The 24,775-nt window shown below is 70.3% G+C and carries 12 protein-coding genes; 6 read left to right on the top strand and 6 right to left on the bottom strand.

Annotated elements, in window-relative coordinates:
* Positions 1 to 25: 25 nt before the first annotated feature.
* Positions 26 to 670: an endonuclease V gene (locus tag ACYQ78_RS32925; RefSeq protein ID WP_459804857.1), complete on the top strand. Its 645-nt coding sequence runs from the start codon at positions 26 to 28 to the stop codon at positions 668 to 670.
* Here the strand turns inward: ACYQ78_RS32925 and ACYQ78_RS32920 are convergent.
* On the bottom strand, positions 639 to 1,085 hold the full coding sequence (locus ACYQ78_RS32920) for a hypothetical protein (protein ID WP_459804856.1): 447 nt from the start codon (positions 1,083 to 1,085) through the stop codon (positions 639 to 641). The two genes, ACYQ78_RS32925 and ACYQ78_RS32920, sit on opposite strands and share 32 nt — an antisense overlap.
* A 174-nt stretch (positions 1,086 to 1,259) precedes the next feature.
* Here ACYQ78_RS32920 and ACYQ78_RS32915 point away from each other — a divergent pair, with 174 nt between their 5' ends.
* Together ACYQ78_RS32915 and ACYQ78_RS32910 are read left to right on the top strand one after the other, a co-directional pair.
* Positions 1,260 to 2,831: a hypothetical protein gene (locus tag ACYQ78_RS32915; RefSeq protein ID WP_459804855.1), complete on the top strand. Its 1,572-nt coding sequence runs from the start codon at positions 1,260 to 1,262 to the stop codon at positions 2,829 to 2,831.
* Positions 2,832 to 2,911: 80 nt separating this feature from the next.
* Complete coding sequence (locus tag ACYQ78_RS32910; RefSeq protein ID WP_459804854.1) at positions 2,912 to 4,774, top strand: S41 family peptidase; 1,863 nt, start codon at positions 2,912 to 2,914, stop codon at positions 4,772 to 4,774.
* Here ACYQ78_RS32910 and ACYQ78_RS32905 read toward each other — a convergent pair.
* Genes ACYQ78_RS32905 through ACYQ78_RS32895 form a run of 3 tightly spaced genes read right to left on the bottom strand, consistent with a single transcriptional unit; the run spans position 4,746 to position 7,583 of the window.
* Positions 4,746 to 5,972, bottom strand: a complete 1,227-nt coding sequence (locus tag ACYQ78_RS32905) for an adenylosuccinate synthetase (RefSeq protein WP_459804853.1) — start codon at positions 5,970 to 5,972, stop codon at positions 4,746 to 4,748. The genes ACYQ78_RS32910 and ACYQ78_RS32905 overlap by 29 nt on opposite strands.
* A gap of 17 nt (positions 5,973 to 5,989) precedes the next feature.
* Positions 5,990 to 6,823, bottom strand: coding sequence for a hypothetical protein (locus ACYQ78_RS32900; protein ID WP_459804852.1), 834 nt, complete (start codon positions 6,821 to 6,823; stop codon positions 5,990 to 5,992).
* 34 nt (positions 6,824 to 6,857) lie between these two features.
* On the bottom strand, positions 6,858 to 7,583 hold the full coding sequence (locus tag ACYQ78_RS32895; protein WP_459804851.1) for an NUDIX hydrolase: 726 nt from the start codon (positions 7,581 to 7,583) through the stop codon (positions 6,858 to 6,860).
* 214 nt (positions 7,584 to 7,797) lie between these two features.
* Here ACYQ78_RS32895 and ACYQ78_RS32890 point away from each other — a divergent pair, with 214 nt between their 5' ends.
* The 3 genes from ACYQ78_RS32890 to ACYQ78_RS32880 all read left to right on the top strand — a co-directional run bounded on the left by ACYQ78_RS32890 (position 7,798) and on the right by ACYQ78_RS32880 (position 13,077).
* Positions 7,798 to 10,857 (top strand): glycoside hydrolase family 48 protein, encoded by a 3,060-nt coding sequence (locus tag ACYQ78_RS32890; RefSeq protein ID WP_459804850.1) that lies wholly within the window; start codon positions 7,798 to 7,800, stop codon positions 10,855 to 10,857.
* Between the two features lie 67 nt (positions 10,858 to 10,924).
* On the top strand, positions 10,925 to 12,274 hold the full coding sequence (locus ACYQ78_RS32885) for a condensation domain-containing protein (protein ID WP_459804849.1): 1,350 nt from the start codon (positions 10,925 to 10,927) through the stop codon (positions 12,272 to 12,274).
* A gap of 182 nt (positions 12,275 to 12,456) precedes the next feature.
* Positions 12,457 to 13,077 (top strand): GmrSD restriction endonuclease domain-containing protein, encoded by a 621-nt coding sequence (locus tag ACYQ78_RS32880; RefSeq protein WP_459804848.1) that lies wholly within the window; start codon positions 12,457 to 12,459, stop codon positions 13,075 to 13,077.
* Here ACYQ78_RS32880 and ACYQ78_RS32875 read toward each other — a convergent pair.
* Both ACYQ78_RS32875 and ACYQ78_RS32870 read right to left on the bottom strand, forming a co-directional pair.
* Positions 13,074 to 18,374, bottom strand: coding sequence for an amino acid adenylation domain-containing protein (locus ACYQ78_RS32875; protein WP_459804847.1), 5,301 nt, complete (start codon positions 18,372 to 18,374; stop codon positions 13,074 to 13,076). The two genes, ACYQ78_RS32880 and ACYQ78_RS32875, sit on opposite strands and share 4 nt — an antisense overlap.
* Positions 18,371 to 24,757, bottom strand: coding sequence for an amino acid adenylation domain-containing protein (locus ACYQ78_RS32870; RefSeq protein WP_459804846.1), 6,387 nt, complete (start codon positions 24,755 to 24,757; stop codon positions 18,371 to 18,373). The genes ACYQ78_RS32875 and ACYQ78_RS32870 overlap by 4 nt, the downstream gene beginning before the upstream one ends.
* Positions 24,758 to 24,775 lie beyond the last annotated feature (18 nt).

The following is a 24,775-nucleotide window of genomic DNA, read 5'->3' as shown; positions in this document are numbered from 1 at the left end:
CAGTCTACGGTGGGTCCTTGTGGGGATGACCTGGGACGAACCGACCACCACCGACGAGGCGTCGGAGATCCAGAACCGCCTGCGCCCCCTGGCCGACCTGACCTCAGAGGGGCCTCTTGAGGTGCGTCTCACGGCGGGACTCGACGTGGGCTACGGCCCCGACGACCAGGTGACCGGAGCGGTCGTGGTGCTCGACGCGGCGTTACGGGTGGTCGACCAGGCGGTGGCGCGGGAGAAGGCGCGGTTCCCGTACGTGCCGGGCCTGTTCGCGTTCCGCGAGATCCCGCCCCTGCTGACGGCGCTGTCGCGGCTGTCGGTGACACCCGACCTGCTCGTGTGCGACGGCTACGGGGTGGCGCATCCCCGGCGGTTCGGCCTGGCGTGCCACCTGGGGGTGGTGACGGGGTTGCCGGCGATCGGGGTGGCGAAGACGTCCTTCGTCGGGACGTATCCCGAACCCGGCGTGGCGCGAGGGTCGTGGGCGCCGATCACCCTCGACGGAGACGTCGTGGGGCGCGCCCTGCGGACCCGCGACGGTGTGAAGCCCGTCTACGTCTCGCAGGGGCACCGGATGAGCCTGGACAACGCGTGCGCCCAGGTGTTGCGGCTGGCGCCGGAGTTCCGGCTGCCGGAGCCGATCAGACGCGCCGATCGCCTCTCTCGTACCTGACGGAGATGTCCCCGACCCACACGCCCTCCTCCTGGGCGAGCTCCCACCTTCCGTCGATGACGTCCCGTTCGACGGTGGCGGTGAATCGCTGGCTGAACCCGGGGTGGTCGCGCCACATCTTCCAGACGCCGCCGTCGAGGGTGCACTGGTAGACGCGGTGGACGCCACGGCCGTCGGAGTAGAGCTGGGTGTAACGGCCGGTGCCGTCGTCAAAGCCGTAGAGGCAGATGGCGGGGAAGAGCTCGGGCATGCCCTGGGCACCGGGGAAGACATCGGTGCGCTGCACGACGAACCGGTCGTCGAGCCATTCGAACGTGGATCTGACCTGGCCTAGAGGCTGGCCGTCGGCGAGAGCGGTGGTGACGGTCCATTCACCGACGAGGGCGTCCCATTGCTGCCCATGACTACGAATCATGCCGAATGTGTAGCAGAAAGTAGCGAGATCGGGAAAGATCAGACCCCAGAAAAGGCAATTGGGGAGCGACCCTTTCGGGCGGCCCCCCTGCCTAGGTCCCCCACGTTACATGCCGCGAACCCCCGCGCGCAAGAAAGTGAGCACTACGTGACATCGGCCGGTGACGCTCTGGTGATGGCCCGGATTCGAGAACTCCTCCAGTCGTGGCGTGGCTGGCAACGTCGCGCGTGGGACCTCGGCACGATCCTGGCGCTGCGCGAAGGCGTGGAGGCCGCCGATTGGGTGGGGCGCCATGTGCTCTCCCCTGCCAGTCTGGCCTGGTATTCACGGGAATCGCTGCTCCCCCGGTTGAAGACCGACGCCGCCATCGGCGACGGCCGGGTCCGCGCCGAGTTCAACAAGCTGCTGAACCAGCCGATCAATCCGGCCACCCGGAGCCAGCGCTCCCTCGCGCTGCTGGCGGATCTCGCCGAAGACGGTTACCTCGAGCGCTGGCGCGACATTCTGGTGTCCGGCGATTTCCACGTGGAGCGTGCGGCCCGCTGCATCGCCGCCCATGTCCTGGACGTGGGCCTGCACCCCGACTTCGTGTGGTCGCAGATCTCCACCGGTTTCGGCGCCACGACGACGGCGGCCGATCTCGTGGAGCTCTTCATGAAACTGGAGGCCGCGGGTCACCGGGCGTATGAGGGCCTGGTCGTGCTCCAAGGGAAGGTCCCCGCCGCGCCGGTCGCGTCGGAGTCGGCTCACTGGATCAGCCGGGAGATCGTCGCGGCCCGGCTGGAGAAGGACCAGCCCCAGGTCGACCGCGCCATGGTCTCGGGCGGGCTGATCTTCGTGGTGCAGGCACGGGATCCGATCTCGGCTCTGCACGAGATCACCGAGCGGTTCGACCGGATCCGCAACCGGGTGCGGTACAGCCGCTCGACGACACCACTCGACGTGTTCCCGCAGATCTTCCTCAGCGGCGTGAGCACGCCGCAGCCGTTCCGGCGTGGCGACTCGGCGGTGAGCATCGCCTCGTTGGAGAAGAACAGGATCCTCTACGAGTCGCCCAAGTTCGGCACCGACGGCTCCCTGATCGACGACGCCCTCGAACTGGCCGCGGGGCTGACCGAGAGTTCACCGAGCAAGGCCGTCGCCGGGGCCTGGAGCGCTCTGGAGTCCCTGCTCTTCTGTGACACCGACGACGCCGACCGGGAGGAGAGCCGGGCCGTATCCGCCGACCGGGCGGCGGCGTTGGTCACGGCGGGCTGGCCGAGGGCCGAGCTGACGACCCTCAGCTACGACAGGCAGGTGCTGGCCTGCAACGATCGTCTGGCGGCCCAGCTGTCGGGAGTCGCCAGCAACAAGGAACGCTGCCGGGTCATGCTCGGCTGGCTGGCTTCGGGCCCGGCGGTCCCCACCGCCGACCCGGCCACCGTGGCCGCCTTCCATCGGATGCGGGAACTCTCGGCGCAGCCGGGCCCCACGCTCAGCCGGATCAACAAATATGTGCGCGGCAGCATGCGACGGCTCTACCGGCAGCGCAACATCGTGCTCCACGGCGGTTCGACCCGGTCGGTGGCGCTGCCCGCGACGATCAGGACCGCCGGACCGCTCGTGGGTGCGGCCCTCGACCGGATCGTGCACGGTTACGCCGCCACGCAGACCACTCCCCTCCAGCTCGCCAGCCGCGCCGAACTCGCGCTCCGACTGGCCGGGCACCAGAGTGGCTGGCGGTTGCACGAGCTTCTTGGTGAGTAACCCCCTACTCTCCTCTGGATCGTTCCTGGGCGGCATGGTGGACTTCCGACATCCCACCTGAAGGCCACCAGGAGGCCTATATGGATGCAAAGGCCGTCTTAACCGCCGCCGCCTCGGACCCCCAGCCCGAAGCCGCCGCCCCCCAGCCCGTCTGGACCGTCGTCCCCGGCACTCTCGCCGACTTCCTCGCCACCGCCGGAACGCTCACGCTCGATCAGCGGCGGCTCATCGTGCGGCAGGCGCTCGTCGTGTTCGAGCAGAACTTCGCGCATCTGCCGCTCAAGGTCGCCATGCACGGCGTCAATCCCGTCCAGCGGCTGCGGTTGTTGCAGGCTCGGCTCAGCCGTCAGGTCACGCCCGATCCCGAGTGGGCGTTCCACTTCGAGCTGCAGTCGATCTTCCATTCCGTCCGTGACCTGCACACCGGCTACCAGTTGCCGAAGCCGTTCGCGGATGCCGCCGCGTTCCTGCCGTTCCGGATCGAACAGGCCGGTGACACCTATCTCGTCACCCAGATCAACGCCAATCTGCTGCCCGTCGGGGCGGATCTGAAGGTCGGAGTCACCGTCACCCACTGGAACGGGGTGCCGATCGGCAAGGCGGCCGACGTCAACGGCGAGCGGTACGCCGGGAGCAACCTGGCCGCGCGGCACGCGCGGGGGCTCGACTCGCTGACGCAGCGGGCGCTGGCCGGGCATCTGCCGCCCGACGAGGAGTGGGTGGTCCTCTCGTACGTCGACCTCGACGGCAAGCCCCAGGAACTCAGGATGCCGTGGCTGGTGCTGCGGCGGATCGTGCCGGCCACGCCGCCCGGCGGGGACGCGCCACGTGGGGTGGACATCGAGGGCGAGCACCTGGCGTCCATCAGGAGTTTCCTGTTCAGCGGGGCCGGGCCTTCGAACTACACCCAGTCGGGGATCTTCCTGTGGCGGGCGGTCGAGACGACCTCGGGCACGTTCGGGCACGTCAGGATCACCGGGTTCGGGCTCGGGCAGTTCACCTCGCAGGCGCAGTGGGTGGCGGCGCTGCAGGCGCACGTCGAGACGTTCGCGTCCATCATCACGTCGCTGCCCGAAGAAGGGCTGATCATCGACATCCGCGGCAACCCCGGCGGGCACATCCTGGCCGGGGAGATCCTGCTGCAGTTCCTCACCCATCGGCGCATCCAGCCCGAACCGGCCCAGATGGTGAGCACGCCGCTGAACCTGCTGCTGGCGAGGCACACCCGTGACTACGCCCCGTGGCTGGAGTCGCTGGAGCTGTCGGTGCAGACCGGCGCGGTCTACTCCGACGCGCTGCCGCTCAGCTCGGAGGAGATCGTCAACGCGTTCGGGCAGTTCTACCACGGGCCGGTCGTGCTGATCACCGATGCGCGGTGCTACTCGACCTCGGACATCTTCGCCGCGGGGTTCGCCGACCACGGCATCGGCACGATCATCGGCACCGACGGCAACACCGGCGCGGGCGGCGCGAACGTGGTCGGCCAGGCCGACCTGCTCGACGACCTCCACGACGTGCCGGGCACCCCGTACGAGCCGCTGCCGGCCGGGGCCGCGATCAGCGTCGCGATCAGGCGCACCCTGCGCGTCGGCCCGTCGGCCGGGACGCCGCTCGAAGACCTCGGCGTGGTGCCCTCGGTACGGCACGAGCTCACCGTGGCCGACCTGCTCGGCGGCAACCCCGACCTGATGGAGACGGCCGGGCGCGAGCTGGCGAAGCTCCCTCGGCGGCGCCTCAGGATCGGCGCCGCCGAGGGGACGGTCCACTTCGACACTCTCGGTCTCGACCGTGTTGACGTGTACGTCGACGGACGCCCCCGTGGCTCAATCGACGTCACCGACGGTCCCGGTTCCCTCGCCGTCCCGAGCGGTGAGGAGATCAGGGCCGAAGGGTTCAAGAACGGAGAGCTGGTCGCTAGCGCCTCGCCGCTGCCGCCCGCCTGATCTTCTTGTCGAGCCAGGTCGGCCCGTTGGAGCGGACCGTCACCGGGGCGTCGAGTTCCTGGGCGACCAGGCCCGCCCAGGAGTCGGGGGCGTCGGAAAGGATCGGCCGGGCGGTGAGGAGGCGCTCCGACACCGCCGCGCGGTGGTCGAGGCCGCCGCCGGGCACCAGGGTCAGGCCGTCGGCGTACTCACGGCAGACCTTGAGCTCGGGGTGTTCCTCGGCCACGTCGAGGTGGGTGAGGGCGATCTCGTCGATGCCGCCGCACACGTCGGCGGCGTACTTCAGGGCGACGAGGTCGAGGTGGCCGGTGCGGAACGGGCCCTGCCACTCGCCGGTCCGGTTGTGGCGTTCGGGCAGGTCGAGGGTGGGGTCTTCGGTCACGAAGGGGCCGTTGCCGTGCCGGGTCATGTACGTCCGCACGACACCGAGCCGCTTCGCGTCGTCGGTCCCGGCCTCGCCGAGCAGCTCGAACGCGTTGCTGAACGTGGTGGTCGACCAGGTCGTGTACGGGTGGAAGCCGGCCCACTCGTCGAGCAGCACCCCCTGGGCGCCCTCGAAGATCAGCGGCCCGCCCGAGGGCAGCCGCCCGGTGTGGACGGTCGCGGCGAACTGCCGGTAGGCGTCGGCCACGTCCTCGACGGCCGGGACCCTGATCGGCTCGCCGATCTCGTCGGAGGCCCAGTCGCGCAGCAGGCTGAGCAGCGGCCGCAGCGCCCACGGGTTGCCGCAGTCGGCGACCCGGATCGCGGCGTCGGGGTAGTCGAGGGCGTAGGAGGCCGTCTCGCCGACGCCCATGCCGCACGAACCGTGGCGCCGGTCGCCCCGGGAACGTTCCCGGAACCGGTTGACCAGCTTGTGGTAGGGGGTGGTGACCAGGGCGTTGGGGTCGACGGTCAGCAGGCCGATCGGGTCGGGCACGCCGAGCCGCGACAGGTGCTTGGCCTCGCTGGCGAGCCGGATCGGGTCGACCATCATGAACCGCGACAGGAACGTCGGGACCTTCCAGAAGGTACCGGCGCCGAACTGGGAGAAGGTGTGGTGGTTGCCGTCGGGGGTGACGACGTTGTGGCCGGCCTGGCCACCGCCGTTGAACCTGACGACGGCCCGGTAGGGGGCGCGGGAGCACAACCAGTCGACGATGGTGCCCTTGCCCGCGTCGCCGTATCCGAGGTCGGTGACGATGATGTGATCTTCCATGGCGGCGTCCACTCTCGCTAGTGGGCCTTCTGGGACATGACGCGGTCGACCACGGTGAGCGCGATCGTGTCGCAGATCGACGAGAGGTCGTCGAGCTCGATCACGCGGTCGCCGAGAAGCGCGCGCCACAGGCCGCTGACCTGCTGGTCGCCCGCGTGGGAGGTGGCGCCCGGGATGATCATGTTGATGTCCCAGGTGCGGGAGGCCTCCTTGACGATGGTCTCGATGCGCACGTCCTTGACCATGGACTCCCCGAACAGCCCCGCCACCTGGTGGCCGGCCACCGACGGGTAGGGCTTCTCGTCGCCGATGATGAAGGCGACGCCCTTCACCCCGCGCTTCTCGTGGCAGTCGAGCGCGGTGTGCCGGGCCAGGAAGTAGAGGGCCAGCTCGTAGCTCTCCTCCATGCCGCCGCCACCGCCGCCCTCCAGCAGGATGCGGCGCAGGTCCTCGTCCATGCGGTTGTCCGACTCGAACTGACCGATCTGGAGCGGGGCGCGGTCGCCGGCCGTGGCGTCGCCGATGGCGCCGAAGAGGATCTGGGCGTCGGGCAGCAGCGCGGTGACCGTGGAGAGCAGGCTCGGCAGGCGGACCTGGAGCTCTCTGGGGACCCGCTGCATCGAGCCGGTGACGTCGAAGAAGACCGCGACGGCGATGCTCTCGGGGTGTTCCTGCGAGTCGCGCGCCTCGCGGAACCTCATGTTGTACGGGTCGAGCGCCTGGTGCACCCGCCGCATGTGGCGCGGCTGGTGGCGCATCGCCTCGTCGTGGCCGAAGTCGGCGAGGCCGCGCTGCTCGCGGTAGATCTGCGCGGCCTCGAACTCATCGTCGGACCAGTGGCCCCATCCCATGATGCGGTGACTCCTGTTCGGTGGCTTCGAGCTTTTATTCAGATGTCGGACGTAGTAAGGCCGGGTGGAGCTGGGTCGCCCCGCCCCATCGGTAGAGCCGGGCCCGGGGGCCCCCACGTTCTCCTCCGCGCTCCGTGGTGCGGCCGGTCTCCTCGACGAATCGGGGCACCGACAGAACCTTCCGATGGAAGTTGGCGGCGTGCAGTTGCTCGCCCCAGACGACCTCGTAGACCTTGCGCAGTTCGGAGATGGTGAATTCCGGTCCGACGAACGAGGTGGCGAGCGAGCTGTATTCGAGCTTCGCCCGGGCCCGCTCCGCCCCCTCGGCCAAGATGTCGGCGTGGTCGAAGGCGAGCTTCATCCCCTCGGTGGCAGCCAAGGGGGTCCACGCGGCCTTCGCAGCGTCGGATCCAGCAACGGGTTCGGGCAACTGAGGCAGGAATGCCAGGTAGGCCACCGTGAACACGCGCGTGCGCGGGTCACGGCCAGGCCTTCCGAAGGTCTTCAGCTGCTCATGCCAGACGTGATCGAGGCCCGTCTCCTCCGAGAGCTCCCGGGCAGCAGCTTCCGGTAGATCCTCCTCCTCCAGGACGAATCCGCCCGGGAGCGCCCACATGCCCTCGTACGGCGGCTGGCCGCGCTCGATCAGCATGACGTGGAGCTCCTCATTCCGGATCGTGAAGATGACGAGGTCAACCGTCACGGCTGCGTCGTAGTAAGCACGCGGGCCATAGGCCTTCAACCACTCTTCCTCATTCATCGCCCGTCTTTCTCAACCTGAGTACTTCTGAGAATGAGGATAACTCCCCGCCGGGCCGCACACAAGCCGCGATCCTGAACGTTTCACCCTCTTCCTCGCGCTGTCCCACGTCGGATCACCCGGGGTCGTCACGTCGCGGAAACACCCTGTACGTCGCGCGGAAACACGCCCACATTGAGATCCGCCCACCCCCTGCCACGGAGATGACCTGCTTATGAGACCCCCACCCCGACTTCGGCTGCGGTCATGGCGGTTCCGCGTCATGGCGGTCTTCACCGCCCTGGTAGCCGCGGTCGCCCTCGCCACGATCCCGACCCTCCCCGCCAACGCCGCCATCGCCTGCCAGGTGACCTACGCCAAGCAGTGGGACAACGGCAGCGGCTTCGGCGCCAACATCACCATCCAGAACCTCGGCGACGCGGTCAGCCCGTGGCGGCTGACGTACACCTGGCCGGGCAACCAGACCGTGCAGCAGGGCTGGAACGCCACCTGGTCGCAGTCGGGCGCGAACGTGACGGTCGTCGCGCCGTCGTGGGCGCAGAACCTGGCCACCGGCGCGAACGTCCAGATCGGCTTCAACGGGCAGTTCAGCGGCACCAACACCAACCCGACCTCGTTCTCGCTGAACGGAACGGTCTGCAACGGGGCCAACCCGTCGCCGTCCCCCTCGCCGTCGCCGACACCTCAGGCTCTGATCGTGTCGCCGACCACGGTGAGCGTGCCCGAGGGCGGCACGGCCACCTACTCGGTCCGGCTCCAGGCTCAGCCCACGTCGAACGTCACCGTGACCTCGACGGCCGGCTCGGGTGACACGAACCTGACCGTGAGCTCCGGGGGCAGCCTGACGTTCACCACGTCGAACTGGGCCACCCCGCAGAACGTGACGCTGGCCGCCGCGCAGGACGCCGACAGCACCAACGGATCCCGCACGATCGCGGTCGCCTCCAGCGGCCTGACCAGCGTGAGCGTCACCGCGAACGAGGCCGACGACGACCCGGGCACGACCCAGTCGCTCGTCGTCTCGCCGACCGCGATCACGGTCCCCGAGGGCAACACCGCGATCTTCGGTGTCCGCCTGGCGATCGCCCCCACCTCCAACGTCACCGTCACCACGACGGCCGGTTCGGGCGACTCCGACCTGACCGCGACCGGCGGCACGTCGCTGACGTTCACCCCGTCGAACTACGCGACCGCGCAGAACGTGACCCTGAGCGCCGCGCAGGACGCCGACAGCACCAACGGCACCCGCACGTTCACCGTGGCATCCACCGGCCTGACCTCGGTGGCGGTCACGGCGACCGAAGCGGACGACGAGAGCACCACCAACGCGTACATCACCGAGTTCCAGACGCAGTACAACAAGCTCAAGGCGAGCGCCTCGGGCTACCTGTCGCCTGAGGGAATCCCCTACCACTCGGTGGAGACGCTGCTCGTCGAGGCGCCCGACCACGGTCACGAGACCACGTCGGAGGCGTTCTCCTACCTGATCTGGCTGGAGGCGCAGTACGGCCGCATCACCCGCAACTGGGCGCCGTTCAACGCCTCGTGGACGCTGATGGAGCAGTACATCATCCCGTCGTCGGCCGGACAGCCGGGCGGGCAGACCGCGTACAACCCGAGTGACCCGGCCGACTACGCGCCCGAGTTCAACCAGCCGAACCAGTACCCGTCGCCGCTCTCGACCTCGGTCGTGGCCGGCGCCGACCCGCTGGCGGCCGAGCTCCAGTCGACCTACGGCAACCGCAACATGTACGCCATGCACTGGCTGATCGACGTCGACGACGTCTACGGCTTCGGCACCGGCCGCGGCAGCAGCCTGAGCGAGTGTGGCGACAACACCAAGCGCGTGACGTACATCAACACCTACCAGCGCGGCCCGCAGGAGTCGGTCTGGGAGACCATCCCGCACCCCTCGTGCGAGACCCAGCGGTACGGCCAGACGGGCGGCGGCTTCCAGCCGCTGTTCATCCAGGGCACCGCGGCCCCGCAGTGGCGCTACACCAACGCCCCCGACGCCGACGCGCGCGCCGTCCAGGCCGCCTACTGGGCGCTCCAGTGGGCAACCGAGCAGGGCAACCAGTCGCAGATCGCGGCCACCATCACCAAGGCCGCCAAGCTCGGCGACTACCTGCGCTACGCGATGTACGACAAGTACTTCAAGAACCCCGGCTGCGCCTCCCCCACCTGCACCGCGGGCTCGGGCAAGAGCAGCTCGGCGTACCTGCTGAGCTGGTACTTCGCCTGGGGCGGCGCCATGGACGGCACGTGGGCGTGGCGGATCGGCTCCAGCCACAACCACGGCGGCTACCAGAACCCGCTCGCGGCCTGGGTGCTCAGCCCCTCGGGCCCCTCGGCGCTGCGCCCGCAGTCGCCGACGGCGGCCACCGACTGGAACACCTCGCTGACCCGCCAGGTCCAGTTCTACAAGTGGCTCCAGTCCGCAGAAGGCGGCATCGCCGGTGGCGCGACCAACTCGTGGGACGGCGCCTACGCGTCACGTCCGAGCGGCCTGCCGCAGTTCTTCGGGCAGACCTACGACGTCGACCCCGTCTACCACGACCCGCCCTCCAACCAGTGGTTCGGCTTCCAGGCCTGGGGCATGCAGCGCCTGGCCGAGCTCTACCACGTGACCGGAAACACGACCGCCAAGTCGGTGCTCGACAAGTGGGTTCCGTGGGTGATCGCCAACACGACCCTGGGCAGCGGCGCGACCTTCGCCATCCCGAACGAGATGGACTGGTCGGGCGCCCCGTCGGCGAGCTTCAGCTGCGCGACCTGCGTCCCGGCCGACAACCCCGGCCTGCACGTCACGATCCGCAACACCGGCACCGACGTCGGCGTGGCCGCCTCGCTGGCCCGCACGCTGATCTGGTACGCGGCCAAGGAGAACGGCTCGACCCTGGGCAACCAGGCGAAGGCCACGGCCAAGGGCCTCATCGACCGCCTCGCGCTGTCGAAGACCAGCAAGGGCATCGCGCTGCCCGAGCCGCGCGCCGACTACAACCGCTTCGACGACGTCTACAACGCCTCGACCGGCCAGGGGGTCTACATCCCCTCGGGCTTCAGCGGCGTCATGCCCAACGGCGACACCGTCGTCCCGGGCAAGTCGTTCCTCGGTATCCGTTCCTTCTACACCAGCGACCCCGAGTGGTCGAAGGTGCAGGCCTACCTGAACGGCGGCGCGGTGCCGACGTTCACCTACCACCGGTTCTGGGCCCAGGCGGACATCGCCATGGCCTTCGCCGACTACGGCACGCTGTTCCCAGCGGGCTGACGATCCTCCAGGAATAAGTGACACCCCGGTGCGCGCCCACGCGCGCACCGGGGCTTTGGAGTACTCCGTGAAAGCAGAATTCGCCGGGGCCCGGACGGGGCGGGCGCGGCTGGCCTGGGGACAGCGCGCGATCTGGGACGCCATCCAGCAGGCCGGCCCGGCCAACGCCCACTTCTTCAACATCGGACGGCTGATCGCCTTCGCCCGGGGGCGCGGCCCCTTCCCACCGGAGGACGTGGTCGCCGCGGTGGCCGCGCTGGTCGTCCGGCACGAGGCCCTGCGGGCCAGCACCCACGTCGACGAGGACGGCGAGCCCTACCAGGTCGTCCACGGCGAGGGCGCGCTGACGATCCGGTCGGCCGAGTGCGCCGACGCCGAGGCCGACGAGGTCGCCGAGGTGCTGCTGGCCGAGCTGGCCAGGACCTCGTTCTCCCCCGGCGACGAGTGGCCGGCCCGGTTCGGCTTCGTCGTGGTGGAGGGCCGGGTCAGGCACGTCGTGTTCGTGCTGTGCCATCTGGCCGCCGACGACTACGCCGCCGACCTGGTCGCCCGCGAGCTGCGGAACCTGCTGCTGCGCGGCGGGTTCCCCGTGCAGCCGTCGCAGCAGTTGCTCGACCTTGTGGCCGAGGAGGAGTCGGGTGTAGGGCGCTACCGGTCCGAGGCGGCGCTGGCCCACTGGGAGAACGGCTACCGCCGCATCCCGCCGACGATGTTCCCGGCCGTGGTCGGCCCGCCGGCCGAACCGCGCTGGAGCCGGGCCGTGCTGGAGTCGCACGCCCTGGAGGACGCCGTCGCGGTCGTGGCCGCCCGCCACCACGTGAGCACCGCGACGGTCCTGATGACGGCGGTGACCGCGCTGCTCGGCCCGCTGCTCGACCACGACGTCTGCGCGATCACCCCGATCGTCCACAACCGCTACCGCCCCGCCACCCGCAACCTCGTCGCGACCCTCACGCAACTCGGCCTGTTCACGATGGAGAGCGACCCCCTCGCGCCGCTGGCCAAGACCCTGGAGCAGTCGCACTCCGACGCGATGCGCTCCTACCGCCACGCCCAGTACGACCAGCGCGCCTGGGACGCCATGGTCGACAAGGTGAGCTCCGACCGGGATGTGCGCGTCTACCCGTCGTGCTGCTTCAACGACGTGCGGCCGGTCGAGCAGCGGATGGTCACCGAACCCCCGGCGGGCAACCCGTGCCCGGCCGAGGTCGAGTGGCTGCCCGGGGTCGAGCACTTCAACTGCGACTTCTGCTTCGTGGTCACCCGGCAGGCCGGGACGCTGGCGATCGGGCTGACGGCCGACACGTGCAAGTTCCCGCGCGGGCGGATGGTGACGCTGATGCGCGGGGTCGAGGAACTCGTCGTCGAGTCGGCGTTCCGGGACACCCGCCCGGTCGATCTTCAGGTGTTGCGCTGACATTTCGGCCGGGGGACGGCCCCCGGATGGACGGGCGGTGAACTGGGGTTTTTCTAGAACTTGTCCTGAGCGGCTTCACACGAAGACACACGGCACCGGTAGTCAAAGCCTGATATTTCAGGATTTTGTCAGCGATGTGAGAGTCATTCTTGACAAGGTTCACAACCTCTCAAGGAGCTCCCGTGCGGCGTGCCCTGTCCTTAGGCCTGGCTTCCGTTGCCACCCTCGCCCTGCTCGCCACCCCCGCCTCCGCTGCCGTCCCCGGCATCCCCTCCTACGCCACCGCCGTCAGCCAGCTGAACGCGCTGACCGTGGCCAACGAGACCAACGCCGGCTCGTACAACCGGGACCTGTTCCCGCACTGGAGCACCGTCTCCGGTTCCTGCGACACCCGTGAGACGGTGCTGAAGCGCGACGGCTCCGGCGTCGTCACCAACTCGTCCTGCTCGGCCACCTCGGGCAGCTGGTACTCGCAGTACGACGGCGCCACCTGGACGCTCGCGTCCGACGTCGACATCGACCACATGGTCCCGCTGTCGGAGGCGTGGAAGTCGGGCGCGTACGCCTGGACCACCAGCCGCCGCCAGCAGTTCGCCAACGACCTGTCGGCGCCCCAGCTCTGGGCCGTCACCGACAACGTGAACCAGTCGAAGGGCGACAAGGACCCGGCGGCGTGGAAGCCGTCCAGGACCGCCATCTACTGCAACTACGCCAAGTCCTGGATCACCGTGAAGTACAAGTACTCCCTGACGCTCCAGTCGTCGGAGAAGACGGCCCTGAACTCGATGCTCGGCTACTGCTAGGACTTCACCGCCAGGGGGCCGGTCCGTCCGGCCCCCTTCAGCATCTCCTGGCCGATCAGGTCGTCGGGGAGCGCGTCGGGGACCAGGTCGTCGAAGTACCACAGACCCCTGATGAACCGGGCCACCAGGACCGCCGAGGCCATGACGAGCGCGAACAGCACGTACATGAGAGCGATCCCGCGACCCTCGCCGGTGCCCAGGACCAGCCCGACCGACCCGGCCAGCAGACCGCCCTCCAGCATCAGCGGTTCGAGCAATGCGGTGCCGTAGGGGGCGACCACGCCGTAGCCGAGGGGCAGGGTGGAGAAGGCGACGAGCTGGTTCAGCGCGAACACCCGGCCGTGGAACCGCTGCGGCACCTTGACCTGGATGATCGTGTTGTAGATCCCGTTGAGTACGGTCAGCGAGAAGAACATCCCGAACACCCCGGCGCCGATCACGACCAGGTTCTCGTGCGACCCCACGACGAGCGCGCCCGCCGACAGCGCCACCGTCGACCAGAGCTGACCCCGCAGCCTGCGCTTCCGCGGCCCGCCCCAGATCGTCATGATCAGTCCGCCGAGGAACACGCCCACGCCGCCGGCGAAGGTGACCCTGCCGACGTCCCCGAGCCCCGCGAAGCTCAGCACGAGCGGCGAGACGAGCAGGAACAGCGGCGACATGAACAGGTTCACGACGGCGAAGAAGAGCAGCATGCGGCGGATGCCCAGGTTGCCCCACGTGTACTTGAAGCCCTGGACCATCTCGGTGAGCATCGACTCGCGACGGCGCCAGGCCATCGTCTTCGGGAACCTGACCAGCAGCACGGTCGTGATCGCGAAGCCGTAGCTGACGACGTCGATGACGAGGATGCCCTCCAGCCCGATCACGGCCATCAGGCCCGCCGCCGCGAGCGGCACGATGAGGTGCGCGACACCGCCGATCAGGCCCATCATGCCGTTGGCGTGGCCCAGGAACCGTTTCGGCACGATCTGCGGGATCGCCGCCATGAAGGCGATCCGCTGGAAGGCCAGCGCCAGCGAGAGCGTGACGAGCAGCGGGTAGATCTGCCAGATCTCCAGGTTGCCGGTCCAGGCCAGCACCCCGAGCGCGAGCTGCGAGCCGCCGGCCGCGATGTCACCGGCCAGGATGACCTTGCGGCGGTCGAACCGGTCGACGACCACGCCCACGAGCGGGGCGACGAGCATCCCCGGGACGAGCGCCAGCACCGAGAAGAGCGCGAAGTTGGCCAGCGACCCGGTGGTCATGTAGATCCACAGCGGCACGGCGAACTCGGTCAGCGCCGAACCCACGATGGAGACGAGCTGACCCGCCGACAGCGCGGCGAAGCGCTTCATGCTCGGCTCGGGGCCGCTCTTCACGACCCGGCCGTCGTGGGAGACGTCCTGGAGCCACCACGTCTCGTCGCCGGTGCGGCGTTCAAGGGTCTCCGCGACGCCGTCGCCGATGGCGGTGTGGGTGCGGGTGACGATGGTCGCCAGTTCGTCGGCGCGGTATTTGACGAAGTAGTGCGCGGCCTCGTCGAGGACCACGCAGGCGGTGGTCTCGGCCACGACGTGCCATTCGCGGAACCGCTCCTGGTAGAACTCCATCGCCGGGTCGCGCTCACCGACGACCGCGATGACCGGGGCCCTCATCGGCGGCGGGGCCTGTTCGAAGACCTTCGTGAAGTACTCTTCGGCCTCGCGGGTACCGCTCCTGCGGTTGGCGACGATGAGCCGCAGTTCCTCCTGGTCGAACTCGGCGACGTCGAGACCGGCGGCCGACAGGGCGTTGATGCGGCTCTGGTCTCCGCCGAGCTCCTCCAGCCAGGTGCCGATCTTCGCCAGGGGACCCTTCGGCTTGGCGAAGGGGAACGCGCCGCCCAGGTAGACGGCTTCGGGGGCGCGGCCCGCCGCTTCGAGGTGGCGGGCGGCCTGGATGGAGATCATGCCGCCGAGGCCGCAGTGGCCGTAGAGGACGATCGGTCCGGTGACCTTGGCGAGGATCTCCTCGGCGTAGTCGCGGGCGACCTCGTCCATGGGGCGGGGTTCTTCGCCGAGTTCGTTGCCCGGGACGGCCAGGGAGAACAGCGCCCAGTCGTCGGGGAGCGCGTCGGCCAGAGGCTTGTAGATGATCGCGCTGCCGCCGCCGTAGGGGGCGCAGACGACCGAGGCCCTCGTGGCCCTCGACGGGGTCAGCCGGTGGAGGAGGCCGCCGGCCGCCTTCTCGGTCGACGGGTCGAGGAGCCGGGCCAGGTCGCGGACCGTGGGGTGCTTGAACAGGTCGAGCAGGGTCGCGACGTGGCCCGCCTTGCGCAGCCGCGCCACCACCTGCATGGCCAGCAGGGAGTGGCCGCCGAGGTCGAAGAAGTCGTCGGTGACGCTCACCCGCTCCAGGCCCAGTACGGCCGACCAGATCCCGGCCACCAGCTCTTCGAGCTCCGTCTCGGGGTCGGTGAACTCGGCCGCCGGTTCGAGCACGGTCGCCGGGTCGGGGAGGGCTGCGCGGTCGACCTTGCCGTGGGATTTGAGCGGGAGGCGGTCGAGCCAGACGTACCGGGCCGGAACCATGTAGTCGGGGAGGCGATCTTTCAGCCAGCTCCGCAGTTCGGCGGTGTCGCCCGCACCGACCAGGTAGGCCACGAGGCGCTGGTCTCTGAGGTCGACCACGGCCTGGGCGATGCCGTCGTAGGTACTCAGCAGGGTCTCGATCTCACCCAGTTCGACGCGGTAGCCCCGGACCTTGACCTGGAGGTCGCGGCGGCCGAGGAACTGGAGCTCGCCGGACTCCAGCCATCTCCCCAGGTCACCGGTGCGGTAGAGGCGGGCGCCGGGAGGGCCGTACACATCGGGGACGAACTTCTCGGCGGTCAGCGCGGGGCGCCCGAGGTAGCCGCGGGCCAGGCGCGCGCCACCGAGGTGGATCTCCCCCGGCATGCCGATCGGGACCGGAGTGCCGTTGGCGTCGAGCAGCCGGACCGTCGCGCCCGGGAGCGGCCGGCCGATGGGCAGCAGGCCGCGTTCGGAGCCGACCTCGTGGGTGGTGACGCCGACGGTGGCCTCGGTCGGGCCGTAGTGGTTGACGACCCGGACCCGGGTGGCCAGCTCGGCGGCCCATTCGGCCGGTGCGGCCTCGCCGCCGAGGATGAGGAGCTTGCGCGGCAGCAGCTCGGCGGGGTCGGCCTCGGCCAGCAGCGCGGCCAGGTGGGAAGGGGTGATCTTGAGATAGTCGGCCGGATAGATCCGGAAATATGCGCTCAGGTCGGGCGCGGCGGTCTTCGGCGGCAGCAGGTGCAGGCAGCCGCCGGTCATCAGCGACAGGTAGAAGACGGTGATGCCGAAGTCGAAGGCGAGCGACTGGAGCAGCGCGAACTCCGAGCCCGGCTCGACCGCGAACCGCTCGTGCACCCCGGCCAGGTAGACCAGCACCTCCCGGTGCTGCACCGCCACACCCTTCGGGCGGCCGGTCGTCCCGGACGTGTAGATGACATAGGCCAGGTCGCCGGGCCTGACGCCGGTCACGGGCGCGGTGTCGTCGACGCCGCCGTCGAGGTAGATCCCGGTGACCCCGTCGGGCTTCAGCTCGGGGGTGGTCACCGCGAGGGCGATCCCGGCGTCTTCGATCATGTACGCCATCCGCGCCGCCGGCAGCTCCGGATCCACCGGCACATAGGCGGCCCCCGACTTCAGCACGCCCAGGATCGCCACCGCCAGGTCGGCGGACTGCTCCAGGCAGACCGCCACCCGGTCACCAGGCCGCACGTTCCGCTCGACGAGCCGCCGGGCCAGGTGGTTGGCCCGCCGGTCGAGCTCCCGGTAGGTGAGCGTGTCGTCGCCGAACACCACCGCGGCGGCGTCGGAGACCGTGACGACCTCGTGCAGCAGCGTGGCTCCGAGCTTTTCGGGCGGGGCCGACTCGCCGAACGCCAGCACCTTCTCGGCCTCGTCCGCGGGCAGCAGGTTCAGCGTGGAGATGGGGGCCGACGGGTCGGCCGCGATCGAGCGCAGCAGCGTCGTGAACGACTCCGCCAGCCGCTCGATCGTGGCCCGCGTGAACAGGTCGGTGCAGTAGATGAAGGAGGCGCCCATCCCGTCGGGCCCCTCGTAGAGGTAGAGCGCCAGGTCGAACCGGGCCGCCGTCACATCGGCGGCGAAGCCGGTGACCGCGATGACGTCGGTCCCCGCCGGGCCGGTCTGGTAGTTCTGCAGCGCGAACAGCACCTGGAAGATGGGCGTGCGGCTGACGTCGCGTTCGACGTTGAGCTCGTTGACGAGCTGGTCGAACGGGAGCTCCTGGTGCGAGAAGGCGTCGAGGGCGCCGTCCTTCACCCGGTCGAGCAGCTCGGTGAACGCCGGGTCGCCGTCGAGGTCGGCGCGCATGGCGAGGGTGTTGACGAACATCCCCACCAGCCCGTCGAGCTCGGGCAGCCCCCGCCCGCTGACGGGCGTGCCGACGGCGAAGTCGTCCTGCCCCGACCAGCGCCCCAGCAGCACTTCGAGAGCCGCGAGAAAGGTCATGTACGGCGTCGCGCCGCGCGCCCCGGCCATCTCGGTCAGCGCGGCCACCAGGTCCCCGTCAAGCTGGAACCCGTGCGAGGCTCCCCGGGAACTCTGCTCCGGCGGCCTCGGCAGGTCGGTGGGCAGGTCGAGCGGCGGGACGTTCGCCAGCCGCTCGCGCCAGTAGTCGACGTCGCTCTGGAAGACCCGGCCGCGCTGCCAGAGGGCGTAGTCGCCGTACTGGACCGGCAGCGGCGTGAGCTCCCTGCCCGCGACCCGGCTGAGGATGTCGCCCAGCAGCACGTCCCCCGACCATCCGTCGGTGACGGCGTGGTGGGCGGCGAGCTGGAACACGTGCTGGTCAGGGGCGAGCCTGACCAGGGTGGCCCGCAGCAGCGGCCCGGTGGCCAGGTCGAACGGCCGGGTCAGCTCGGCGGAGATCAGCCGCCGCGCCTCCTCGGGGCTCGCCGCGTCGTAGACGGTCAGGTCGGTGCGGGGTTCGTCGTCGACGACGAGTTCCGGCAGGCCGTCGTCGCTGGTGGTGAAGCGGGTGCGCAGGGTCTCGTGCCGGGCCGTGACGTCGTGCAGCGCGTCGCTGATCTGGTCGGCGGTCAGCTCGCCTTCGAGCCAGACCGCGTGCGGCACCGTGTACGCCGTCGTCCCCGGACGGTACTGCTCCAGGAACCACAAGCGTTCCTGCGCGTGCGAGAGCGGCGGGACCACTCCCGGCTCGCGCGGCGTGATGACGGCCTTGGCGGTACGGCGGCGGAGCCGCTGCTGGATGAGGGCCCGCTTGGCGGCGGAGAGGTCCTGGGTCACGACTCCTCCAGCAGGGCGAGCGCCTCTTCGTCGGACAGGTCGTCGAACTCGGCCAGCAGCAGTTCCTCGACCGCCTGGGCCAGCGCCTCGACGGTGGAGTGCGTGAACAGCGTCCTGATCGGCACCACGACCCCGATCGTCCCGTCGAGCCGCGCCGCGACCCGAACCGCCAGCAGCGAGTGCCCGCCGAGCTCGAAGAAGTCGTCGAACACCCCGACCCCCTCGACCCCGAGCACCTCACTCCAGACATCGGCGACCAGCGCCTCGGCGTCGGACCGGGGCGCGACGAAACTCCGCTGCCGCTGCGGCTCGGGCTCGGGAAGTGCCAGCCGGTCGAGCTTTCCGTTCGGAGTGAGCGGCAGCGCGTCGAGCGACACGAAAACGGTCGGCACGAAGCTGGCCGGAAGCCGCTCGACCAGCTCTTCCCTGAGGCCCGTGCTCCTTCCCACCGTGTACGCGACCAGCACCTCACCCTTGATCGCCACGGCCGCCCTGGAGACGCCGTCGAGGCTTTCGAGGACCGACTCGATCTCGCCGAGCTCGATCCGATGGCCGCGCAGCTTGACCTGGTCGTCGTTGCGCCCGAGGAACTCGAGCGTGCCGTCCCAGCTCCAGCGGACGAGATCGCCGGTGCGATAGACCCCTTGGGTGAACCGCTGCGCCGTCAGCTCCGGCCTGCGCAGATAGCCGTCGGCCAGCCCGAGCCCCCCGATGACCAGCTCACCTGGGGCACGCGGCGGCACCGGGTTGAGCTGCGCATCGACCACCGCGACGGTCGTGTTGCCGATGGGGCGGCCGATCGATATCTCACTTGGATCGTCGGGCACCTCCCAGGCGGTCGACCAGATGGTGGTCTCGGTCGGCCCATAGACGTTCACCAGCCTGGCGGTCCGCGCCTTGAGCTCCTTCGCCAGCCCCGGAGGCAACGCCTCCCCACCAACGAGCGCGGTGACCGTGGGGATCTCCCCTTCGAGCAACACCCGCCAGCCGGAGGGTGTCGCCTGAACGTGGGTGACTCCCGCGTCGGCGATCCGCCGCGCGAGCGCCTGCCCATCGAGCGCGATGGCGGGATCGGCGATGACGATCCGCCCGCCGGTGACGAGGGGCAAGTAGAGCTCAAGCCCGGAGATATCAAAGGAAAGCGACGTCAACGCCAGCCAGACGTCATCGGAGGTCGACCCGAGCAGTTCCCGCATGGAGACGAGGAAGTTCAGCAACGCCCGATGCGGAACGACGACCCCCTTCGGCTTCCCGGTAGAGCCGGAGGTGTAGAGGACATAGGCGGGATCCCCGGGCAGCACGCTGCCCGAAATTTCGGCATATCCGCCTGCTGCTGGATTGCCCAAGCCTGAATCTGGAGCGACAGAGGAGCTCTCTGCCGCACCCGAAATTTCGTGATCTGGGAGATCTAGGCGAAGGACCGGGATGGGCACGCGCTCCGACGAATCGCCGCTGGTCGCCCATGGCTCGCGGTCTGCGAGCAGGACCTTGGGTTGGGCGTCTTCCAGGACGAAGGCGATGCGCGCCTCCGGGTAGGCCGGGTCGAGGGGCAGGTAGGCGGCGCCCGTCTTCATGACGGCGAGCATGCCGGTCAGGGCCTCGGTGGAGCGTTCGGCGAGGATGGCGACGATGTCGCCCCGCCCGACTCCTAGTGCGGCGAGTTTTCCGGACAAAACGTCCGCCGCCGACAGGAGGTCTCGGTAGGTGAGGTCGTCTACGGCGATGCGGTCGCTGGGCTTGATCAGGTCGAGCAGGGTGCCTTCGGGGAGTGCGAGTTCCGGGCCGGTGCCCCAGGTGGCGAGGGCCGCGTCGTCTTCCCTCGTTCGCATTGTGAGGGCCGATAGGGGTGCGGTGGGGTCTTCGGTGATTTCGTACAGGCAGGTGACCAGGCGGGCGGCGAAGCGTTCGACCGTCGGCGTGTCGAAGAGGGCCAGGTCGTAGTCGAAGACGAAGTTCAGGCCCTCCGCGACCGGCCAGATCGTCAGGGTCAGGTCGAAGGCGGTCTTGATGGCGCCGGCGTCGTAGGGCTCGTAGGACAGGTCGCCGAAGGTGTCGGGGAGGGCGCCTTCGGTCGTGTGGCTGTGCAGGATGAGCATGGTCTGGAACAGGGCCGACTGGCCCAGGTCACGACGGACACCCAAGACCGACTTGAGGCGTTCGACCGGGATCTCCTGGTGGGCCAGGGCGTCGACGACGGTCGCCCACGTCCGGCGGAGGAGTTCGTCGAAGCCGGGGTCGCCGGTCAGGTCGGCGCGCAGGACCAGGGTGTGGGCCAGGTAGCCGATGACCGACTCCAGTTCCACGCGTTCACGCGCGGCCGTCGGGGAGCCGATCGCGAAGTCGGTCTGGCCCGTGTGGCGGGACAGGACCGCCTGGTAGGCGGCCAGCAGGACCATGAAGAGCGTGGTTCCGCTGTCGCGGGCGATGGCCTCCAGGCGGGCGACCACGTCGGAGGGGACCTGGACGCTCAGCTCGGCGCCGATCCGCGCGCCGTCGAGCGGGCGGGGACGGTCGAGCGGGAGTTCCAGCGCGGGGACGCCCGACAGTTTGTCCTTCCAGTGGGCCAGGGCGGCCGCGCCCTCGTCGAGGGCCTCGCGCCGGAGCTGCCACAGGGAGACGTCTCCGGCCTGGACCGGGAGCGGGGGGAGGTCGCCGCCCTCGTACAGGGCGGCGAGTTCGGTGATCATCACGTTGACCGAGTAGCCGTCGGCGATGATGTGGTGCATCGCGACGCAGATCACGTGGTCGTCGGGGGTGATCTGGATCAGGGTGGCCCGCACGGGCGGGGCCGCCGCCAGGTCGAACGGGGTGTTGACCAGTTCGGCGCAGTAGTCGCGCACGGCGTCCTCGGGCAGGGCCACCCACTTGATCACGCCGCCGCCGGGCGGGTCGATGACCAGAAGAGGCTGGCCGTCGTCGGCGGGGAAGCGGGTGCGCAGCGACTCGTGCCGGTCGACCAGGGCGCGGTAGGCGGCGGCGAACCGGGCTTGGTCGAGGGGGCCGTGCAGGCGCCGGGCCAGGTACATGTTGCTGGAGGCGTCGCCGGGGTCGAAATGGTCCATGAACCAGAGGCGTTCCTGGGCCGCCGACAGCGGGACCGGGGTGCCGGGTTCGCGGGGTTCCAGCGGGACGACGCCGGGGTCGGCGCCGATCGCGGCGGCCAGTCCGGCGACGGTCGGGTGGGCGAACAGGGTGCGCACCGGGACCGGCACGCCGAACGCGGCCGACAGCAGCGCCGCCGCGCGCGGGGCGAGCAGCGACCGGCCGCCGAGGGCGAAGAAGTCGTCGTCGGCGCCGACGTCGTCCACGCCGACGACCTCACCGAAGATGCGGGCGATGCGGCGTTCCGCGGGGGTCTCGGGAACCCGGTGTGTGCGGATGACCGGGACGGCCTCCACGCGCGTCGGGGCGGTCAGTCCCTCGGCCCGCCAGGCCGCGCCGCCCAGGGTGACACCCGGGAACAGCAGGTCGGAAAGGGGCAGCTCTGGGGTGGTCGCGGCGGCCCTCAGGAAAGCGGTCAGGCGGGTGGCCAGGGCCTCGACGCGCGCGGCGTCGAAGAGGGTCGCGTCGTAGGTGAGGTCGAGGGTCAGGGTGTCGCCGGAACGCCGGGCGTCGACGGTGAGGTCGTGGCGGGCCGGGACGTGGTCGAGCGGGAAGACGGCGTCGGGGAGGTCGTCGAGGGTGAGCATGGTCTGGAAGAGCGGGGTCTGGCCCAGGTCGCGGCCGAGGTCGAGCTCGGTGAGCAGGCGCTCGACCGGGACCTCCTCGTCGGCCATGGCGGCGAGCACGGTCGTCCGGGCCCTGGCCAGCAGGCCGGCGAACGTGGGGTCGCCCGACAGGTCGGCGCGCAGCACCAGGACGTTGCCGAGGCGGCCGAAGACCGGTTCGAGCTCGACGCGGCCCCGGCCTGCCGTGGGAGCGCCGACGGCGAAGTCGTGCAGGCCGGTCTCGGCCGACAGGATCGCCTGGTAGGCGGCCAGGAGCGCGGTGAACAGGGTCGTGCCCTGGCTCTGGGCGAGGGTTTCGAGTGGGGGGATCGGGAGCTCTGTTCGTACAATCGCGCCTCTTCTGGAGGCGACGGCGGGGCGGGGGCGGTCGGCGGGCAGGTTGAGCACCGGCACGCCGGCGAGCCGGTCGCGCCAACGGGCGAGGGCGTCGGCGCCGAGCCCGGCCGCCTCCCGGCCGCGCTGCCAGGCCACGACGTCGCCGTGCTGGACGGCCGGGGCCTCCCGGTCGTCGGCGAGGTCCTCGGCCAGGACGTCGAGCGACCACTCGTCACCGGCGATGCCGTGGAAGACCACGCAGAGCACGTGCTCGCCGGCCACCTTCACCAGCGCGGCCCGCACGGGCGGCGCGGCGGCCAGGTCGAACGGGGCGTTGACCCGCGCCGACAGCAACGCCTTCGCCTCCTCCTCAGAAGCGGCGGTGAGCCGTTCGAGCGGGAGCGGGAAGCGCTCCTCGACGACGGCGACCGGACGGCCGTCGGCGTCGGGGAAGCGGGTGCGCAGCGCCTCGTGCCGGTCGACCACCCGCTGGAGCGCGCGCTCCAGAGCGTCGGGATCGGCGTGGCCGCGCAGGCGGCGGGTCAGGTGCAGGTTCCAGGAGGCGTCGCCGGGGTCGAAGCGGTGCAGGAACCAGAGCCGTTCCTGCGCGGGCGACAGCAGCACCGGCGACCCGGCGGGCCGGGGCTCCAGCGGCACCGACACCGTGTCGAGCCCGTCGAGCACCGCCGCGAGCGCCTCGACCGTGGGCGCCCCGAACAGCTCGCGCACGGGGATCTCCACGCCGAGCCGCCGGGTCAGCCGCGCGGTGACCTTGGTGGCCAGCAGGGAGTGCCCGCCGACCATGAAGAAGTCGGCCTCCGCGCCCACCTTGCCGAGCCCGAGCACCTCGGCGAACGCCTCGGCGACGACCCTTTCCGTCGGTGTACGAGGTTCGATCTCCCCCGCGCTCGCCGCGGGCGCCGGAAGGGCCCGCCGGTCGACCTTGCCGTTGGGCGTCAGCGGCAGCGCGTCGAGCGGGATGACGATCGACGGCACCATGTACGCCGGCAAACGCTCTCTCAGACCGGCCAGAAGATCGCCGTGGTCGCCGACGACATAGGCCACCAGCACCTCACCGTGGACGGCCACGACCGCCTGCCGGACCCCGTCGAGCTCCTCCAGCACGCTCTCGATCTCGCCCAGCTCGATGCGGTGACCCCGCAGCTTCACCTGGGTGTCGGCGCGGCCGAGGAAGTCGAGCCCGCCGTCGGCGCGGCGGCGCACCAGGTCACCGGTCCGGTAGAGCCGATCGCCCCGCCCCGTGGGGACGAACCGCTCGGCGGTCAGCGCGGGCCGGTGGAGGTAGCCGTCGGCGACGCCGTGCCCGCCGATGTAGAGCTCGCCCTCGTCGACCGGCCGCATGTCGTCGTCGAGGACGTGCACGGTCGTGTTGAGGATGGGCGTGCCGATGCTGACGTAGGAGGGGTTCTTCGGCACCTCCCACGCCGTCGACCAGATCGTGGTCTCGGTAGGGCCGTAGACGTTGATCAGCCGGGCGCAGCGGGCGGCGAGCTGCCGGGCCAGCGCGACGGGCAGCGCCTCGCCGCCGACCAGCCCGGTGACGTTCCGGGAGAACCCGGCGTCGAGCAGCACCCGCCAGCCCGAGGGGGTCGCCTGGACGTGGGTGACGCCCTCCCGCTCGATCAGGTCGCGCAGGAGCGCGCCGTCGCGGGCGGTGGCGGCGTCGGCGACCACGATCCGGCCGCCGGTCACGAGGGGGAGGTAGAGCTCCAGGCCGGAGATGTCGAACGAGAGCGAGGTGAGGGCGAGCCACACGTCGCCGGGGCCCGCGCCGAGGAGCTCGCGCATGGCGTACAGGAAGTTGAGCAGGGCCCGGTGGGAGATCACGACGCCCTTGGGGCGGCCGGTCGAGCCGGAGGTGTAGAGCACGTAGGCGCGGGAGCTCCGGCGTCCAGAGGCGCCGCCGAAGAGGTCCGTGGCCCCGTCGACGTCGACTATCGGCCCGGTGAAACCCGGGAGGCTCTCCCGGAGATGCGGCCTGGTCAAGGCGGCCGCAGCCCCGGAATCCTCCAGAACCATCGCGATCCGGGCGGCGGGGTAGCCCGGATCGATGGGTAAGTAGGCCGCCCCGGCCTTGAGGACGCCGAGTAACGCGACGACCATTTCCGCCGATCTGTCGACATAGAGGGCGACCAGGTCGCCGGGCGTCACCCCGGCGTCGATGAGGCGACGGGCCACGCCGCGGGCGGCGGCGTCGAGGTCGCCGTAGGTCAGCGTGCGGTCCCCGCACACCACCGCGACCCGGCCGGGCGACTCTTCCGCGTGGGCCTCGAAGAGGTCCAGGAAGGCCGGGACGTCCGTCAGGGTGGTATCGATCATGCAGCCATCTCCCAGGGA

Source organism: Herbidospora sp. RD11066 (genome assembly GCF_054661255.1).
The sequence above is the reverse complement of the archived record's forward strand: the minus strand, read 5'-3'. Positions and strand labels throughout refer to the sequence as shown.

Excerpts from the sequence above, each read along its gene's own strand:
- ACYQ78_RS32920 (WP_459804856.1), bottom strand. The coding sequence starts at position 1,085 with ATGATTCGTAGTCATGGGCAGCAATGGGACGCCCTCGTCGGTGAATGG.
- ACYQ78_RS32890 (WP_459804850.1), top strand. The coding sequence starts at position 7,798 with ATGAGACCCCCACCCCGACTTCGGCTGCGGTCATGGCGGTTCCGCGTC.
- ACYQ78_RS32905 (WP_459804853.1), bottom strand. The coding sequence starts at position 5,972 with ATGGAAGATCACATCATCGTCACCGACCTCGGATACGGCGACGCGGGC.
- ACYQ78_RS32915 (WP_459804855.1), top strand. The coding sequence starts at position 1,260 with ATGGCCCGGATTCGAGAACTCCTCCAGTCGTGGCGTGGCTGGCAACGT.
- ACYQ78_RS32900 (WP_459804852.1), bottom strand. The coding sequence starts at position 6,823 with ATGGGATGGGGCCACTGGTCCGACGATGAGTTCGAGGCCGCGCAGATC.
- ACYQ78_RS32910 (WP_459804854.1), top strand. The coding sequence starts at position 2,912 with ATGGATGCAAAGGCCGTCTTAACCGCCGCCGCCTCGGACCCCCAGCCC.
- ACYQ78_RS32870 (WP_459804846.1), bottom strand. The coding sequence starts at position 24,757 with ATGATCGATACCACCCTGACGGACGTCCCGGCCTTCCTGGACCTCTTC.
- ACYQ78_RS32895 (WP_459804851.1), bottom strand. The coding sequence starts at position 7,583 with ATGAATGAGGAAGAGTGGTTGAAGGCCTATGGCCCGCGTGCTTACTAC.
- ACYQ78_RS32925 (WP_459804857.1), top strand. The coding sequence starts at position 26 with ATGACCTGGGACGAACCGACCACCACCGACGAGGCGTCGGAGATCCAG.